Origin of the sequence: Nocardia sp. PE-7 (assembly GCF_030486425.1) — a bacterium.
Taxonomy (GTDB): Bacteria; Actinomycetota; Actinomycetes; order Mycobacteriales; family Mycobacteriaceae; genus Nocardia; species Nocardia salmonicida_A.
On sequence record NZ_CP129614.1, the window covers coordinates 2,717,194 to 2,732,445 of the forward strand.

Consider the following 15,252-nt stretch of genomic DNA (forward strand, 5'->3'; position numbering starts at 1 on the left):
TCAGACCTTCAGGGAGGAGATGGTGGTGGACAGGAAGCCCGCTACTACGCCGGACGCGGCCGGAACCATGAGCAGTTTCGATCCCGCCGCGATGTTCTCGTCGGCCAGCTGATCGTGCAGAACGATGAAATGTGATGTGGTGGAGGTGTTTCCGTACTTCTCGATCACATTCAGATCCGGCGGCATCTCGGCGCCGAACTCGCGGGCGGCCACCGCGTTGATGTACGGCACCGCCGAAGCGCCGAACTGGTGATGGATGATGTAGTCGAATTCCTCACCGGCGAAGTCGCGGCCCTGCTGCTCGAGGAACGTGCCCTGGGCGTCGGGCCAGAGCAGGAACCGTGCTTCGTTGTGCATCTTGCGGTTGTCGGTGTAGAGCGCGACGCCCGAGGACTTGTCGCTCGGCATCCCGAGGCACAGGTGCGAATGTTCTGCGGCAGTGAACAATTCGACGTAGTGGATCTTGTCGGCGTCGTCGACCGCCTGGTCGAGCACGACCGCGCACCCGGAATCGCCCACCGACAGCGAGGCGAACTGCAGATCGTACTTCTCCGAGATCTCGTTCACCGCGGTCTCGGCGATGGGGGTGATCGCCTCGCCGCTGACCACCATGCCGTTGCGCACCACGCCCGAGCGGATCATCCGATCGAGAATGTAGGTGCCGGTGAGCATTCCGGCGCAGGCGTTGGAGACGTCGAAGGTGATGGCCCGCTCGGCGCCGAGGGACTTGGCGATCGTCGAAGCGAACGAGGGCTCCATGTACATGCGGGTGCCGTCGTTGCTGCGGGTGATCGAACAGGAGATGATCACCTCCAGTTCACCCGGGGCGTAGCGCGAGCGTGCCAGGCAGTCCTGCGCGGCGTTGACGGCGAGGGTGAACGAATCCTCGACCGATTCCGGTCGGGTGTCGCGCACGCGGCGTTCTTTCACGCCGGTGATGCGCTCCAGATCGAATGCCGGTGGCGTTTTCAGCCGGGAGATCAATTCGGTGGTGGACAATATGTTCGACGGAAGATATGCCCCGATGGATTCGAAACGCGAATGCGACACGTGAGCTCCCGGATGCGGTCGAAGAATGGTGTCCCGGACGATTTTCGATCGCCGGTGGAACCGAACCCTACCGCTCTCGAACACGCGCTGCGAGCAGTGATCCAGCACACCGCGCGGCACGATCCATTGTGTGCGACAACATGTTACGGCAACCTCGGCAATCCGATGAGTGCACACATACTGCCAGGACAGGCGACTTCGAGAGGTCTCGGCAAAGGATTGGCTATCGATCGCGCAGGTCGACGGCGCGGCCGTGCTGTACCGCGGAACGGTGCTCGCGTAGTGAGTGACCTCACGATTGTTTACACCGTCGAATAAATTGCGCGCGGAGCGGGCTTGTCTTCGGAGTACAAGTGTCCGCGCGAAGTTTGTCTGCCGGACTAACTTCCCGAGCCGATGACGCGAGCCAGCCGTCGGTGCGAATCCAGCCGCGCCGCACGATCGAAAGTGCTGGTATGGACGAGGATTTCGTCGGCATCGGTGCGGCCCACCAGGTTTTCCAACGCTTCTGCCACCTCGTCCTCGGTGCCGTGGATCTGATTGCCGAGCGCCTGTTCGAAGAGACGGCGCTGCCGGTCGGTCATCGTCGCCGGGTCGATCTGCTCGGGTGGGATCAGCGCCGGGAACTCGCCATGCGTGCGCGAGTAGGCACTCGACCACGCCTCAGGCAGCAGGAGTCGGTGTGCCTGTTCGGTCGAGTCGGCGATCACCACCGCCGCGGAGACGACGACATACGGTCGCTGCACCCGAGCGGAGGGCTGGAACAGCGTGCGGTACCGCACGATCGCCTCCACCATCGACTGCGTGCCCGCGATCGGGGCGATCACCAGCGGCAGCCCGAACCGGGCGGCGCGCTCGGCCCCGGAACCGGTGGCGAGGAGGAACGTCGGCATGTCGGCGCCTTCGGCGGAGGCGGCGTGCACACCCTGCCTGCCCGCCTCGAAATAGTCGAGAACCTCGATCAGGCGCGTGTCGAAATCGTCGGCATCGTCGAGATCGTGGCCGAGGGCGCGGCGCACACCGTCGGTGAATCCGACCGAACGACCCAGGCCCATGTCGATACGTCCGGGGAACAGCGACGCGAGCACGCCGAACTGCTCGGCGATGACGAGTGGTTGATGATTGGGCAGCATCACCCCGCCGGTGCCGACGCGAATTCGGGAGGTCGCCGCCGCGACCGCGGCGGCGAGCACGGTCGGCGCGGTTCCGGCGACACCGGGAACACTGTGATGCTCGGCGACCCAGAACCGGTGATAGCCCCACTGTTCGGCCAGCGCCGCGAACGCGACCGTCTCACGCAGGGCGTCGGCGTGGGTCTGCCCACGCCGCACGCGCGAGCGGTCCAGGATCGAGAAGCGAACCGATTCGAGTGCCATATCAGTAGTCAACGTCGCAGACGCGCGGCGATTCCGTGGCGGTGACGCGCGCGGGTGATCTTCGCAGGTTTGAACCGGTACCAACCCTGGACCAACCTTTCGCCACCATAGTGTGGCCCGAGCGCGATCACCGGCGAGAAAACTGCGAGGAGTGCACTATGGTTCGACATCCCGACGGCCGCAAGGTAGACCATCGCCACCGTGCGGTCGAGGCCAGCGATGATGCACTGCGCGTGCTGCGGCTGCTGCTCGAGATGCACGGCCCGGTGGTGCTGTACCTCGCGCCCGACACCGATGGGTACACGCCGATCTGTTTGCGGCGCAGCGAGTTCCGTCCCGGCGCGGGTGACGTTCTAGCCGGCCAGACGGCATGGCACACACAGCTGTGGATGGCGGAGCGATTCCATGTCGGCTTCGACGACTTCGATGTGCGGATCGAGGTGCGCAACCGGCCGCAGCGAGGTTCTGCTTCCCTGGAGGCGTCGTGCGGATTCCGGTTCGCCCTGCACATCGACAACATCGATGCCGCTGCCGAATTCGCCGAGGAGGCCTCCTAGCCGCTCACCAGAAGCGCGGAGTCAGCCCCCAGTCGGCGAACTCCGCGGCCAGCAGCTCGCGCAGAGCCGCACGGGTCGGGAAACGGTCGGGGTCGCCGCCGGTGACCACGAGCGTCACGGTGTCGTCATCGCAGGAGAAGGCGAGATTGACGCCGACCTCTACCTGACGGAACAACTCGACCGGGCCGGGATTGACCACCGGACGCATGATGACGTCGCGCGCACGGTGCGGGCCGAGGACCGCGATGTTCTGCGCCGTGCGACCCATGTTGGTGCACAGGCACTCCGGCGCCTTGGCGGTGCGGGCGAACTTGTGCAGCACCACCTTCGGCAGCAGCATCTGCACCGGTTGCAGGTGCTGGATCGGCGGGATGGTCGCGGGATCACGGTAGGCCAGGCCCGCGGCCTTGAGGGCGGCGCGGACGGCGGGCAGATCGGCGCGTTCGCCGACGCGGTAGCCGACACTGATCGGTAGTCCGGTGGTGGCATTGGCCCGGCGGTCGTCGGCCTCGCGCATCGAATGCGGAATGTCGACGCGGACCTCGGCGCCGTCGGCGATCCGGCCACTGCGGCCGAGCAGGCCGACGGCGACGCCGATCAGCAGACCGTTGGTGGTCCCGCCGTGTGCGGCCGCGACGGCGTCCCATTCGGCGAGATCGAGCTGGACGATCGACTCGGCGGCCTGCCAGGTCTCGGCATGCGGTAGACGCGGGGCGGCCGGCCGGGGATTGCGGGCCGGTTCGCTGACGCCGCGGGACCGGCGAGCCGCGCGCACCCCGCGAGCCACCGCACGCAACTGACCGCGGGCATCGGCGAGGTCGGCGGCGAACCGACCCGTGCTCGCGACCGGGCCGACGAGTCTGCCCGCACTGGCCGAGCGATCGGGCGACTCGCCACGGTTGAGCCGGTCCAGCGAGTCGACGATCGCATGCATCATGCCGCCGCCGTCGCACGCGACATGGGAGGCGACCAGGGTGACCACGGTGCCTCCGGATTCGGTCGGCGCGCCGGCCATCTGCCACACCAGTCCGCGCTCCGGGTCGAATTCGACGGCGGCCTGCTCCAGGAACCAGTCGAGTACCCCGTCGTCGGGAATCGGCGTGTCCGACCAGCGCAGCGGCAGGGATTCGGTGGCGGGCTCCCAGTGCGCGCGGGCGATCGGGAACCGGGTGGTGCGAACCCGGCGGGCGATGAACCCGGTCGCCAGGTGGGCGTGCCACCGTTCGAGCAGATCGCGCTCCAGCAGGGTGTCGAACCGGTAGGCCAGCTGATTGACCAGGGCGTTGGGGTAGAGGCTGTGCAGTTTGAAGAACAGGTCGTCGTCGGCGGTGATCCGGTTGAGGCCGGTGGGACCCGCGGCCACCGCGGCTGTGGCGGAAGCGACGGAAGGGGAAGTGACAGTCATCGGGTACTCCTCATCGGGAACGGAGGGTGCGCACGGTCAGCGGCGCGAAAACGGCGACCACGACTACCGAGGCGACCAGTGACCACAGGGCGTCGGTGCCGACGGTGCCCTCGGTGGCCAGCGTGCGCACTGCCGAGACCAGGTAGGACACCGGATTCAGGTCGGACACGTGGCGCATCCAGGTCGGCATGGCTTCCTCGGGCACCAGAGCGTTGGAGGCGAAGCCGAGGAAGGTCAGAACCAGCATCGACATGCCCTGCACGGCGGCCGGGCGGGCGATCGTGGCGCCGATGAAGGCGAACAACCAACTGATAGCGGTTGTAGCGACTACGACCAAAACGGCGCCGGCCAGGAATCCGGCGGTGTGCTCGGGTCGATAGCCCATGCAGAATCCGACTATCACGACCGTGGTGGCCGCGATGAGATAGCGCACCGCCCCCGCTAGCAACGTTCCAGCAACCGGTGCTGAGCGGGCGATCGGCATGGCGACGAAGCGATCGAAAACACCCGAGTGGATGTCCTCGGAGAGTTGCACGCCGGTCGCGACCGAGGAGGTGAGCACGATCTGGACGAGCACGCCCGGAATCATGATCGGCAGATAGGCCGCCGTGCTGCCCGCGATGGCGGTGCCGAAGATGCTGCCGAAGAGCACCGGCCCGACGATCGGCAGCAGGATGGCGTCGTAGAGCAGCTGTGGGCTGTGCCGGAATGTCAGCAGTCCGCGCCACGCCATCATCAGTGAATGCTGGAGCGCGGCAAGAGGGCTCACGCGGGTCACGCGCGGCGCGCGCACGACCTGAGTGGGAGCGGGGGCGGTCTCGACGGCGAGAGTCATTGCGGGCCTCGATTTCTCGCGTAGGGCGCTCATGCCACGTCGGCTCGGTCGGCGGTGTGGGTGTGTCCGGTCAACGCCAGGAACACCTCGTTGAGATCGGGTCGGTCCACCGCGAAGCCGCGCAGGGCGATGCCGGCGTCGCGGCAGGCCGCGACGATGTCGGCGGCGAGAGCGACCTCGGACAGGGCGACGGTCAAGGTGCCGGTCGACGACCCGTCTGGGATTTCACCGGTGAGGTCCTGGATCAGCGCCTCGGCGCGTCGCAGGTCCGCGGTGTCGGGGATGTCCAGGCGCAGAACCTGGTCGCCGATCGAGGATTTCAGCTCGGACGGGGTGCCCTCGGCGACGAGATTGCCCCGGTCGATGACCGCGATCCGGTCGGCGAGCGCGTCGGCCTCGTCGAGGTACTGAGTGGTCAACAGCACCGTGGCCCCCCGCTCGACCAGGCCACGCACGATGCCCCACATGCGTTCTCGGGTGTGCGGGTCCAGGCCCGTGGTCGGCTCGTCGAGGAAGATCAGCGGTGGCACGGTGATCAGGGTCGCCGCCAGGTCGAGACGTCGCCGCATGCCGCCGGAGAACGCGCTGACACTACGGCGTGCCACCGACGAGAGCTCGAACTGCTCGAGCAGTTCGTCGCAGCGCCCGGCCGCGGCCTTGCGTGACAGGCCCAGCAGGCGACCGAACAGGCGTAGATTCTCACCGGCGGTGAGGGTTTCGTCGACCGAGGCGTACTGGCCGGTGAGCCCGATCATCGACCGCACAGCCGTGGCCTCGGAGACGACGTCGTAGCCGAACACCTCGGCGGTGCCACGATCCGGACGCAGCAGTGTCGCCAACATCCGCACCGTGGTGGTCTTGCCCGCCCCGTTGGGGCCGAGCATCGCGAACACCGAGCCGGCCGCGATGTCGAGATCGACGCTGCCGACCGCGGTGAAGTCCCCGTAGGACTTGCCGAGTCCGCTGGTGCGGACGGCGATATCGGTGCTCATCCGAGCCTCCCGGCATGATCGAGGGTAGCTGTCGGAAATGGTTGGCGGACAAGGCATTCCACTTCGTCGGCAGCCTTGGACACGCCCTCGCCGGAGAACCGGCTCGCATAGTCGGCCACCCGTGACACCACCTGCGGTGCGGCCACCAGGTCCAGCAGCGCGGTGAGCCGACGCTCACTGAGCTCGGCAGCGCGCATGGTGCCCGCCAGGCCGAGCCGAGCCAGCGCGCGACCCCAATACGGTTGATCGGCCTGGATCGCGCAGATCACTTGCGGCACACCGGCTCGCAGCGCGGCGGCTGTCGTTCCGGCGCCGCCGTGATGGACCGCGGCGACGCAGCGTGGGAACACCGTGGCATGGTCGAGCTGTTCGACGATCGCCACCTCAGGCGTCAGGACGGGTTCGATCCCCGCCCACCCGGCGGCGAGCAGCAGACGCTGCCCGCGCCGCGCGCACACCGCGCGCAGCACGGTCATCAGCGCCGCCGGATCGCCGACCGCCATCGAGCCGAAGCCCACATACACCGGTGCGGGCCCGGCGTCGAGCCATGCGTCGAGCTCGGCGTCGACCGGACCGCCGAGGTATCCGTCGACGTCGACGGCGAACCCGACGATCGGGTGCCGATCGGGGAGTTCGGCCGCCAACCCGGGAAACAGGTCGACGTCGTATGCCTGGATCGAGACCCGCTCCGGCAGTGGATGTTCCACGACCCCGAACTCGGCGAACGGCAAGGCGAGCGCGGCGTCACGCGCCCACCTCAGCGCCGACCAGATGCGACGGTTGAGCGCACCGGGAACCCGGGCGCCCCACGCGGTGGGAATCACCGGGACCGAGCGATTGGGGTGGATCGGGAAGAAGTGCACCGCGGCCAGCGGCAATCCCACTCTTCGCGCGACCTTCTCCGCCGTCTCCTCGCCCGCCATCCCGGTGACCAGTACATCGTGACCGGGTGCGAGGACATGGAGTTCCCGCAGCGCGTGGGCCACCCCGCGGCGCTGCAGGGCCAGCACGGCGCGCACTCGTTGGCGCGGGTCCGGACTGCGGAACCGCTGATCGCTGTGCTGGGTGTACAGCAATTCGGCACTGTCGCGGCCGAAACCGACCGCGGGAATGCCGTGGGTGGCGGCGAATTCGACGAGATTGGGCGAGAGCGCGAGTGTCACCGAGTGCCCGCGAGCCAGCAGCTCGCGGGCCAGCAGGATGCCGGGTTGAGCATCACCGCGGCTCCCGGTGAAGGCCAGCAGTGCGCGCATTGTCAGCCCGCGCTCAGCGCCGCCGCCGCGGAATCGATGTCAGGCGCGGTCGCGACCGGCACCGCGATCGTGGTCACCGCGTAGATCGCCCTGGCGAATTCGGCGAGGAAGGTATCCATCACCTCGGCGGGCAGGCCCGCGGGGTAGCGGGTGGACACATAGAGGCCATCGGGACCGCGCACGATCCAGAAATACACCTCGTCGGTGGAGTACGACACCGCGCGCAGCGTGCGTCCGCGCAGGTCAGCGACCAGTTCGTAGTCCGGCAGGATCCGGATGTCGAGGAACGAGGCGCCGTAGGCCGGGCCTTCTGTCGCGCCGACCATCGCCAGCGAGCGTCCCCAGGAGGCGTCGTTGCAGTGGCGGGAGCGCTTGAGCGCGGTGCGGGTCTCCTCCAGCGCCACGGCCATGTCGGCACCGGCGGGCAGGGTGACATCGACCGGCACGACATTGACGAACCAGCCCATCGACTCGAGCCAGGTCAGGTCGGGTCGGGTCACGATCGGCATCACGGTGCGGAATCGGTTCTCGCCGAAGGTCTCCCGCGTGGCGACGGCCAGTGCGGCGAACACGGTCACCGAGAGCCGGTGTTTGACTCGTTCCAGCGCTTCCTCGACCTCTTCGAGCTGCGCGAGGGAAAGCAGGGTGCGCGAGACGCTGGGCTGAGCGTGTTCACCGTCCAACACGGCGACCCGGTCGGCGGCGAAGCGGGGCATGGGAGAGCCTGGGGTACCCAGGAATTCGCGCCACAGCGCGACGGCGGGCGAGTCGGGGGTCAGCTCCTCGGCCGCGGCGCGCTCGATCACCGCATAGTCGGCGGGACTGCCGAAGGTGGCCGAGTCGCGGATCTCGCCGCCGTGGGTGACCGCGGCGTAGAGGGTGCGCAGCTCGAGGATGAGCACCGCCTGGGAGTAGGCGTCGAGTACCGAGTGATCGGCGCCGACCAACACGGTGAAGTCGGCGGTCTCGTGAGTGACGGTGGCGACCAGCAGATGCGGCCAGACCAGCGGCGACAGGCGCAGTTCCAGTAGCTCGCACAGGTATTCGTTGATGTCGTCACCGTCGGTCGGCTCGGCGATCGGAACGCCGGTGACTCGGACGGTGCCCGGGGCGGTGGTCACCCGGTGGTAGCCGCCGTCGCCGGTGGGGGCGACGGTGGTCCGGAAGCCCTCGTGGCGATCGTGCCACAGTTGCAATGTGGTCGCCCACGCCTGCTCGTCGAGCGGGGCATCCATTTCGAAGATGGTGCCGATCCAACGACCACGACCCGGACGGGGGTCTTCGGGGTCGAGGAAGCCGAGATACTGCTCGTGCACGCTGGCCAGCGGACGCTGGTCGTCAGTCCAGGTATCGGCAGTGATGGTGGCGGGGGTCCAGATCGACAGATCGCCGGAGCGAATCCGGAATTCGGACAGATGTGTGTATTCCATACCGGGTCACCTCAAGGGGGGAAAGCAGGCCGAGAACGGCACGAACGAACAGGGACTGGGTGACCGCAGAAGCGTCACCGATGTTGCTCTGGATACCGCACCGGATGCTTCCGGCGAACCCTGGGTTATCCGCGAGTCTACAGCTTATAACTGTATAGATTTGTGAAATATTACTTAGTCACTAATAGGTGATGTGAAGAATATCACTTTCATTTCGTGTCGATTTTCCGACATCAACCAGGTGCCCTCAGGTAATGGACGTTTGGTCGACACGGTCCGAATCAGTCGCTGGACGGCCCGAATTCGGGGAGCACCGTGCCGTGCCGCACGACCCCGGACAGGCCGGGCAGCTCGGTCGGCGTCGACCACGTACGGAACCCGTCGTAGCTGTCGCTGAAGTAGTACCGACCGTCGGTGTAGGCGTCGAGGTAGATGCGATAGCCCCCGTCGGGGAGCGGGACCACCGACTGCCCTTCGCGTGGACCACCCCAGCCCGCCCAGTCGCCCGTGGCCACGAAGGTGTAGGGACCGAGCGGGCGATCGGCCACGGCCAGTTCGATCAGCTTGGAGTCCTCGTTCTTCGCGAACGCGAAAAGTCGCCCGTCCAGTCGTTGCAGTGTGGTGTCGATGTATCCCAGCGAGCCGGGTCCGCTCGGGCCGAGGCCCAACAGGGGCAACGGCGGCGCCCACGTCGTGAGTCCGGCATCGAGCGGAATGAGGAGATGTGGAGTGAAACCGCGACCCCAGGTGAGCGAGACGATGATGCCGACTCGGCCGGCGGCGTCGGCATACCACTCCGGCGCCCACGCGCCCTCGAGCCGCCCCGGCACGAGGATCGGGACGTTGGCGAGGAACGTCCACGTGATTCGGTCGCGACTGCGTGCCAGACCGATCGCGGTGGCGTCACCGGCGATCGTGTAGGTGAGGTAATAGGCGCCGTCGGTGTGCAACAGGACGCTGGGATCGCGGACCAGGCCGGTGGGTGGGGTGAACGCGTGCTCGCTGACCGGCGAGAAATCGGTACCGTCGCTGGATTCGTACACTGCGAGCGTGGTGTCGCTGTCGGCGCGAAAAGCCGTCATCGTGTAGCGGATCGGGGTGCGTGGCGGGTCGATGCCGACGCCGGGGCCGAGCGAGGATTGTGCCCTCGCCGTTCCCGCGGCGAGCAGTGGCAGCCCGGCGAGCAGCGCGAGTGCGGATCGTCGGCCCACTGTGATCGCCATGACCAGCGATTATCCGGTCGAATCGCACCGTGGTCGGGGAGGCGCGCCGATCAGCGGGTGACAGCGACCGGATCGGCGTCCGCGCCGATCGGGGAGGGGTCTACCGGCAAGCGGGCGTCGACGATCAGCCCGATCAGGCCGAGCGACAGGCAGATCGCCGAGACGGTGATCGCGATCGGATGAGTGCCGCCGGCCAGCGAACCGGCGAGCACCACCGTCGCGATCGTGCCCGGCGCCGAACCGGCCAGCGTCGCAACGAGATACGGCTGGACCCGCACCGAGGACAGGCCGCAGCAGTAATTGACGATCGAGAACGGCGCCAGTGGGATCATCCGCAGCGCGGCCACCGCGAGCCAGCCGCGCCGAGCCAGGCGCTCGTCGATGCCGCGCACCGCCGGATGTGTCAGGTGTCGGGCGACTCGGTCCCGGCCCACCGCGCGCACGCCGAGCAGAGCCAATGTCGCGCTCACTGCGGTCGCGCCGAGGGCGACCACCGAACCGAGGATCGGACCGAACAGCACGCCGCTGGTCACGGTGAGCACGGTGCGCGGAACGGGAGCTACGGCGACCACGGCGTAGAAGAGGAAGAACAGCACAGGCAACAGCGGCCCGGCGCCGCCGGCCCAGTCACGGATCTGCTGCGGGCCGGGCAACGGAACCAGCATCGCCACGACGAACAGCGCGGCGAGCCCGGCCATGGCGATGAGCAGGCGCGGGGAGCGGATCAGTCGCGACACCCGGGTAAGCGTACCGGCCGGTAGGGGATGGCCCGAGTGGGTGGACACCCTGTCACAGATAGCATCATCGAGGAACCGGATACATCCTGGTTCGCTGTGGGCCCGTTTGTGGGATTTCACGGACCGGCAGCACACCGGGGTGCGGTCGTCGAATGGAAGAGAGAACAGCAGCTATGCCGATTGGTTCAGAGTCCGGGGCGGGGCTCGCACCGGATCCGGTGCCCGAGTACGCCGCGTGGCGCAAGGGTGTGGCGGGTGTGCTGGCGAAAGCGCGACGGGTCGAGGCTTCCGAGCTCCCCGCCGAACCGGAACATCTGCTCGACGAGACCAGCTATGACGGGCTGACGATCGCCCCGCTCTACACCCGCCGCGACGAGCTGCCCGAGCAGCCGCTGCCCGGCGCCTTCCCGTATGTGCGCGGCGGCGACGCCACGCGTGATCCGCAGCGCGGCTGGTTCGTCGGCGCGTTCGCCGGTGAGGACGACGCCGAGGCCACCAACCGGGCGATCCTGACCGGTCTGGAGAACGGCGTGAGCGCGATCGCGCTCGGAGCGGGCACCTATGGCGTCCCCGTCGACGACATCCCTGTCGCGCTGCGCGGCGTGCTGTTCGAGCTGGCTCCGCTGACGCTGGTGGCCGGTGCGGCCGTCGGCGCCGCCGCCGAGCAGGTGTACGGACTGCTCGACGCGTACTCGATCGCCGATCGCGCGCAGATCCGCGTCGGCCTCGGCGCGGCCCCGCTGACGAGTGCCTTCACCGGTGCCGAAGACCTCGATCACGCCGAGACTGTGGCCCTGGCCGTGCAAGCGATCGCCCGGCCCGAGACGGTCCGCGCGATCACGGTGGACGGCATCGCCTTCCACAACGCCGGTGCCGCCGACGCACAGGAAGTGGGCGCCGCCGTCGCGGCCGGTCTGGCCTACCTGCGTCTGCTGACCGCCGCCGGGGTGGACATCGCCGACGCGTTCGGCCAGCTCGAGTTCCGCTTCGCGGCCACCGACGATCAATTCGCCACCATCGTGAAGTTCCGGGCGGCACGACGGCTGTGGGCCCGAGTCGCCCAGGTCTCCGGTGCTCCCGCCTTCGGCGCCGCACCGCAGCACGCGATCACCTCGGCCGCCATGATGACCCAGCGCGACCCCTGGGTGAACCTGTTGCGCACCACCCTCGCCGCGTTCGGCGCCGGTGTCGGTGGCGCCGACTCGGTGACCGTGCTGCCCTTCGACGCGGCGCTGCCCGCGGGCGAACTCGGCGTATCGACAACGTTCTCCCAGCGCCTGGCTCGCAACACCCAGCTGCTGCTGCTCGAGGAATCCCGCCTCGGGCACGTGCAGGACCCGGCCGCCGGTTCCTGGTATGTCGACAAGTTGACCGACGAACTCGCCGCCAAGGCCTGGGAATTCATGCAGGAGCTCGAGTCCGCCGGTGGTTACCTCGCCGCGCTGGACGCCGGTGTGCTCGCGGCCCGGATCGCCGAGACCGCCGCCACGCGCGCCGCCGACGTGGCCCATCGCCGGACCGCGGTCACCGGGGTCAACGAATTCCCCAACCTCGCCGAGACCCCGCTGTCGGAGCAGGCCCGCGAACCGGGCCCGAACGCGCGCTACGGCGCTGCCTTCGAGGCGCTGCGCAACCGCTCCGATGCCTACCTGGCTGCCAACGGCGCCCGCCCGAAGGCGCTGATCGTGCCGCTCGGCCCGGTCGCCGAACACAACGCGCGCACCATCTTCACCGCGAACGTGCTCGCCTCGGGCGGCATCGAGTCGGTCAACCCCGGTCCGCTCACGGTCGACGCGATCGCCGCCGCCGCGGCAGAATCCGGTGCGCGCATCGCGGTTCTGTGCGGTGCGGACAAGCGCTACGGCGAGCAGGCGGGAGCCGCCACCGACGCCCTGCGCGCCGCAGGCATCGAGACCGTGCTGCTGGCCGGACCCGAGAAGGCGGTCGAGCAATTCAGCGGGACGCAGCGTCCCGACGGGTACCTGGCCCTGCGTATCGACGCGGTCGCGGTCCTGTCGCAGCTGCTGGAGAAGGTGGGAGCCTGATGACCACATCCGATATCGAGCACGTCATCGGCAGCTTCGCCGAGGTGCCGCTGACCGACCACGCGCCCGCGCCTGCCGACGTCGACGCCGAGCAGGTACGCACCTTCGTGGCCGACGCCGCGACGGCCAACCACACCACTGCCGAGCAGTTGGTCTGGTCGACCCCCGAGGGCATCGATGTTCCGCCGGTGTTCACCAAGGCCGACCGGGATGCTGTTGTCGCACAGGGCTATCCCCTCGACACCGTGCCCGGCGTCGCGCCGTTCCTTCGCGGCCCGTACCCGACCATGTACGTGAACCAGCCGTGGACGATCCGCCAGTACGCCGGCTTCTCCACCGCCGCGGACTCCAACGCCTTCTACCGCCGCAACCTGCAGGCGGGCCAGAAGGGCCTCTCGGTCGCCTTCGACCTCGCCACCCACCGTGGCTACGATTCCGACCACCCCCGCGTCCAAGGTGACGTCGGTATGGCCGGTGTCGCGATCGACTCGATCCTGGACATGCGCCAGCTCTTCGACCAGATCCCCCTGGATCAGGTGTCGGTGTCGATGACCATGAACGGTGCGGTGCTGCCGATCCTGGCGCTCTACGTCGTCGCCGCCGAAGAGCAGGGCGTGACGCCCGAGCAGCTGGCCGGAACCATTCAGAACGACATTCTGAAAGAGTTCATGGTCCGCAACACCTACATCTACCCGCCCAAGCCCTCGATGCGGATCATCTCCGACATCTTCGCCTTCACCAGCGCGAAAATGCCGAAGTTCAACTCCATCTCCATCTCGGGCTACCACATCCAAGAGGCCGGTGCGACAGCCGATCTGGAGCTGGCCTACACCCTCGCCGACGGTGTGGAGTACATCCGCGCCGGTATCGCCGCGGGGATGGACGTCGACAAGTTCGCACCGCGCCTGTCGTTCTTCTGGGCCATCGGCATGAACTTCTTCATGGAGGTCGCCAAGCTGCGCGCGGGGCGTCTGCTGTGGAGCGAGCTGGTGTCGAAGTTCGAACCCAAGAGCGCGAAATCGCTGTCGCTGCGGACACATTCGCAGACCTCGGGCTGGTCGCTGACCGCGCAGGACGCCTACAACAATGTGGCGCGCACCTGCATCGAGGCGATGGCCGCGACCCAGGGGCACACCCAGTCGCTGCACACCAACGCGCTCGACGAAGCCCTGGCGCTGCCGACGGACTTCTCCGCCCGCATCGCCCGCAACACCCAGCTGCTCATCCAGCAGGAATCCAACACGACCCGCCCGATCGACCCGTGGGGCGGCTCGTACTACGTCGAGTGGCTCACCCACCAGCTCGCCGAACGGGCTCGCGCCCACATCGCCGAAGTCGAGGCGCACGGCGGTATGGCACAGGCGATTTCGGAAGGCATCCCGAAGCTGCGCATCGAAGAGGCCGCCGCGCGGACCCAGGCGCGCATCGACACCGGCCAGCAGCCGGTGATCGGCGTGAACAAGTACCAGGTCGAAGAGGACCACGCGGTCGAGGTCCTCAAGGTCGAGAACTCGCGGGTGCGTGCCGAGCAGATCGAGAAGCTGGAACGGCTTCGCGCCGAACGTGATTCGGCGGCCGTGGAGCAGGCACTGGCCGAATTGACCCGTGCGGCTTCGGCGACCGAGGGTGGCATGGAGAACAACCTGCTCGCGCTCGCCATCGACGCGGCGCGCGCCAAGGCCACCGTCGGTGAGATCTCCGACGCGCTGGAGAAGGTCTACGGTCGCCATCAGGCCGAAATCCGTACCCTGTCCGGTGTGTACCGTGACGAAGCAGGCAAGGCCACCAACATCGGCGCCGCCATCGCGCTGGTCGAGGAATTCGGCGAGGCCGAGGGGCGTCGTCCCCGCATCCTGGTCGCCAAGATGGGCCAGGACGGCCACGACCGCGGCCAGAAAGTGATCGCCACGGCGTTCGCCGACCTCGGCATGGACGTCGACGTGGGCCCGCTGTTCCAGACGCCCGAAGAGGTGGCGCGCCAGGCGGCCGACAACGACGTGCACATCGTCGGTGTGTCCTCGCTGGCCGCTGGTCACCTCACGCTGGTGCCGGCCCTGCGGCAGGCACTGGCCGATGTGGGTCGGCCCGACATCATGGTCATCGTCGGCGGCGTGATCCCGCCCGGTGACTTCGACGAGCTCTACGAGGCCGGTGCCGCGGCGATCTTCCCGCCGGGCACCGTCATCGCCGACGCGGCCATCGACCTGCTGAAGAAGCTGGGCGCCGCACTCGGGCACGAGATCGGCGGCGGCACAGGCGAATGAGCGACGCCGCACAGGGAGCCGGGGGTGCCGACGCGCATCCTCGGCTCGGGACCACCGCGGGCGTCGGCTCGCCACGGAACGAGGG

The 15,252-nt window shown here is 68.1% G+C and carries 12 protein-coding genes; 3 read left to right on the plus strand and 9 right to left on the minus strand.

The annotated features are described in order from the left end of the window. Both QX204_RS12685 and QX204_RS12690 read right to left on the minus strand, forming a co-directional pair. Complete coding sequence (locus QX204_RS12685) at nucleotides 1–1,050, minus strand: 3-oxoacyl-ACP synthase III family protein (protein ID WP_301906915.1); 1,050 nt, start codon at nucleotides 1,048–1,050, stop codon at nucleotides 1–3. Nucleotides 1,051–1,430: 380 nt separating this feature from the next. Continuing rightward, nucleotides 1,431–2,426, minus strand: a complete 996-nt coding sequence (locus QX204_RS12690; RefSeq protein WP_301906916.1) for an MsnO8 family LLM class oxidoreductase — start codon at nucleotides 2,424–2,426, stop codon at nucleotides 1,431–1,433. 158 nt (nucleotides 2,427–2,584) lie between these two features. On the opposite strand from QX204_RS12690, the gene QX204_RS12695 reads away from it, so the two are divergent. Then, a complete protein-coding gene (locus QX204_RS12695; protein ID WP_301906917.1) occupies nucleotides 2,585–2,983 on the plus strand; it encodes a DUF779 domain-containing protein in 399 nt (132 codons plus the stop codon). 4 nt (nucleotides 2,984–2,987) lie between these two features. On the opposite strand, the gene QX204_RS12700 is transcribed toward QX204_RS12695, so the two are convergent. The 7 genes from QX204_RS12700 to QX204_RS12730 form a co-directional block, all read right to left on the minus strand. Then, entirely contained in the window at nucleotides 2,988–4,388 is a 1,401-nt protein-coding gene (locus tag QX204_RS12700) for a hypothetical protein (protein ID WP_301906918.1), read from the minus strand. A 10-nt stretch (nucleotides 4,389–4,398) separates the two neighbouring features. After that, a complete protein-coding gene (locus QX204_RS12705; RefSeq protein WP_301906920.1) occupies nucleotides 4,399–5,223 on the minus strand; it encodes an ABC transporter permease in 825 nt (274 codons plus the stop codon). A gap of 29 nt (nucleotides 5,224–5,252) precedes the next feature. Beyond that, nucleotides 5,253–6,215 (minus strand): efflux ABC transporter ATPase subunit, DrrA-related, encoded by a 963-nt coding sequence (locus QX204_RS12710; RefSeq protein ID WP_301906921.1) that lies wholly within the window; start codon nucleotides 6,213–6,215, stop codon nucleotides 5,253–5,255. After that, nucleotides 6,212–7,468 (minus strand): glycosyltransferase, encoded by a 1,257-nt coding sequence (locus tag QX204_RS12715; protein WP_301906922.1) that lies wholly within the window; start codon nucleotides 7,466–7,468, stop codon nucleotides 6,212–6,214. Before QX204_RS12715 ends, QX204_RS12710 begins: the two co-directional genes overlap by 4 nt. Before the next feature lie 2 nt (nucleotides 7,469–7,470). Then, nucleotides 7,471–8,898 (minus strand): condensation domain-containing protein, encoded by a 1,428-nt coding sequence (locus QX204_RS12720; RefSeq protein ID WP_301906924.1) that lies wholly within the window; start codon nucleotides 8,896–8,898, stop codon nucleotides 7,471–7,473. A gap of 281 nt (nucleotides 8,899–9,179) precedes the next feature. Next, on the minus strand, nucleotides 9,180–10,121 hold the full coding sequence (locus QX204_RS12725) for a glycoside hydrolase family protein (RefSeq protein ID WP_301906926.1): 942 nt from the start codon (nucleotides 10,119–10,121) through the stop codon (nucleotides 9,180–9,182). Nucleotides 10,122–10,171: 50 nt separating this feature from the next. Beyond that, nucleotides 10,172–10,858 carry a TVP38/TMEM64 family protein gene (locus tag QX204_RS12730; RefSeq protein ID WP_301906927.1) on the minus strand — a complete coding sequence of 229 codons (687 nt, stop codon included), beginning with the start codon at nucleotides 10,856–10,858 and terminating at the stop codon, nucleotides 10,172–10,174. 173 nt (nucleotides 10,859–11,031) lie between these two features. On the opposite strand from QX204_RS12730, the gene QX204_RS12735 reads away from it, so the two are divergent. Next, nucleotides 11,032–12,903, plus strand: a complete 1,872-nt coding sequence (locus tag QX204_RS12735; RefSeq protein ID WP_301906928.1) for a methylmalonyl-CoA mutase family protein — start codon at nucleotides 11,032–11,034, stop codon at nucleotides 12,901–12,903. Beyond that, nucleotides 12,903–15,167, plus strand: coding sequence for a methylmalonyl-CoA mutase (gene scpA / locus QX204_RS12740; RefSeq protein WP_301906929.1), 2,265 nt, complete (start codon nucleotides 12,903–12,905; stop codon nucleotides 15,165–15,167). The genes QX204_RS12735 and scpA overlap by 1 nt, the downstream gene beginning before the upstream one ends. Nucleotides 15,168–15,252 lie beyond the last annotated feature (85 nt).

Coding starts and splice junctions, on each gene's coding strand:
- QX204_RS12690 (WP_301906916.1), bottom strand. CDS start 2,426: ATGGCACTCGAATCGGTTCGCTTCTCGATCCTGGACCGCTCGCGCGTG.
- QX204_RS12695 (WP_301906917.1), top strand. CDS start 2,585: ATGGTTCGACATCCCGACGGCCGCAAGGTAGACCATCGCCACCGTGCG.
- QX204_RS12700 (WP_301906918.1), bottom strand. CDS start 4,388: ATGACTGTCACTTCCCCTTCCGTCGCTTCCGCCACAGCCGCGGTGGCC.
- QX204_RS12705 (WP_301906920.1), bottom strand. CDS start 5,223: ATGACTCTCGCCGTCGAGACCGCCCCCGCTCCCACTCAGGTCGTGCGC.
- QX204_RS12710 (WP_301906921.1), bottom strand. CDS start 6,215: ATGAGCACCGATATCGCCGTCCGCACCAGCGGACTCGGCAAGTCCTAC.
- QX204_RS12715 (WP_301906922.1), bottom strand. CDS start 7,468: ATGCGCGCACTGCTGGCCTTCACCGGGAGCCGCGGTGATGCTCAACCC.
- QX204_RS12720 (WP_301906924.1), bottom strand. CDS start 8,898: ATGGAATACACACATCTGTCCGAATTCCGGATTCGCTCCGGCGATCTG.
- QX204_RS12725 (WP_301906926.1), bottom strand. CDS start 10,121: ATGGCGATCACAGTGGGCCGACGATCCGCACTCGCGCTGCTCGCCGGG.
- QX204_RS12735 (WP_301906928.1), top strand. CDS start 11,032: ATGCCGATTGGTTCAGAGTCCGGGGCGGGGCTCGCACCGGATCCGGTG.
- scpA (WP_301906929.1), top strand. CDS start 12,903: ATGACCACATCCGATATCGAGCACGTCATCGGCAGCTTCGCCGAGGTG.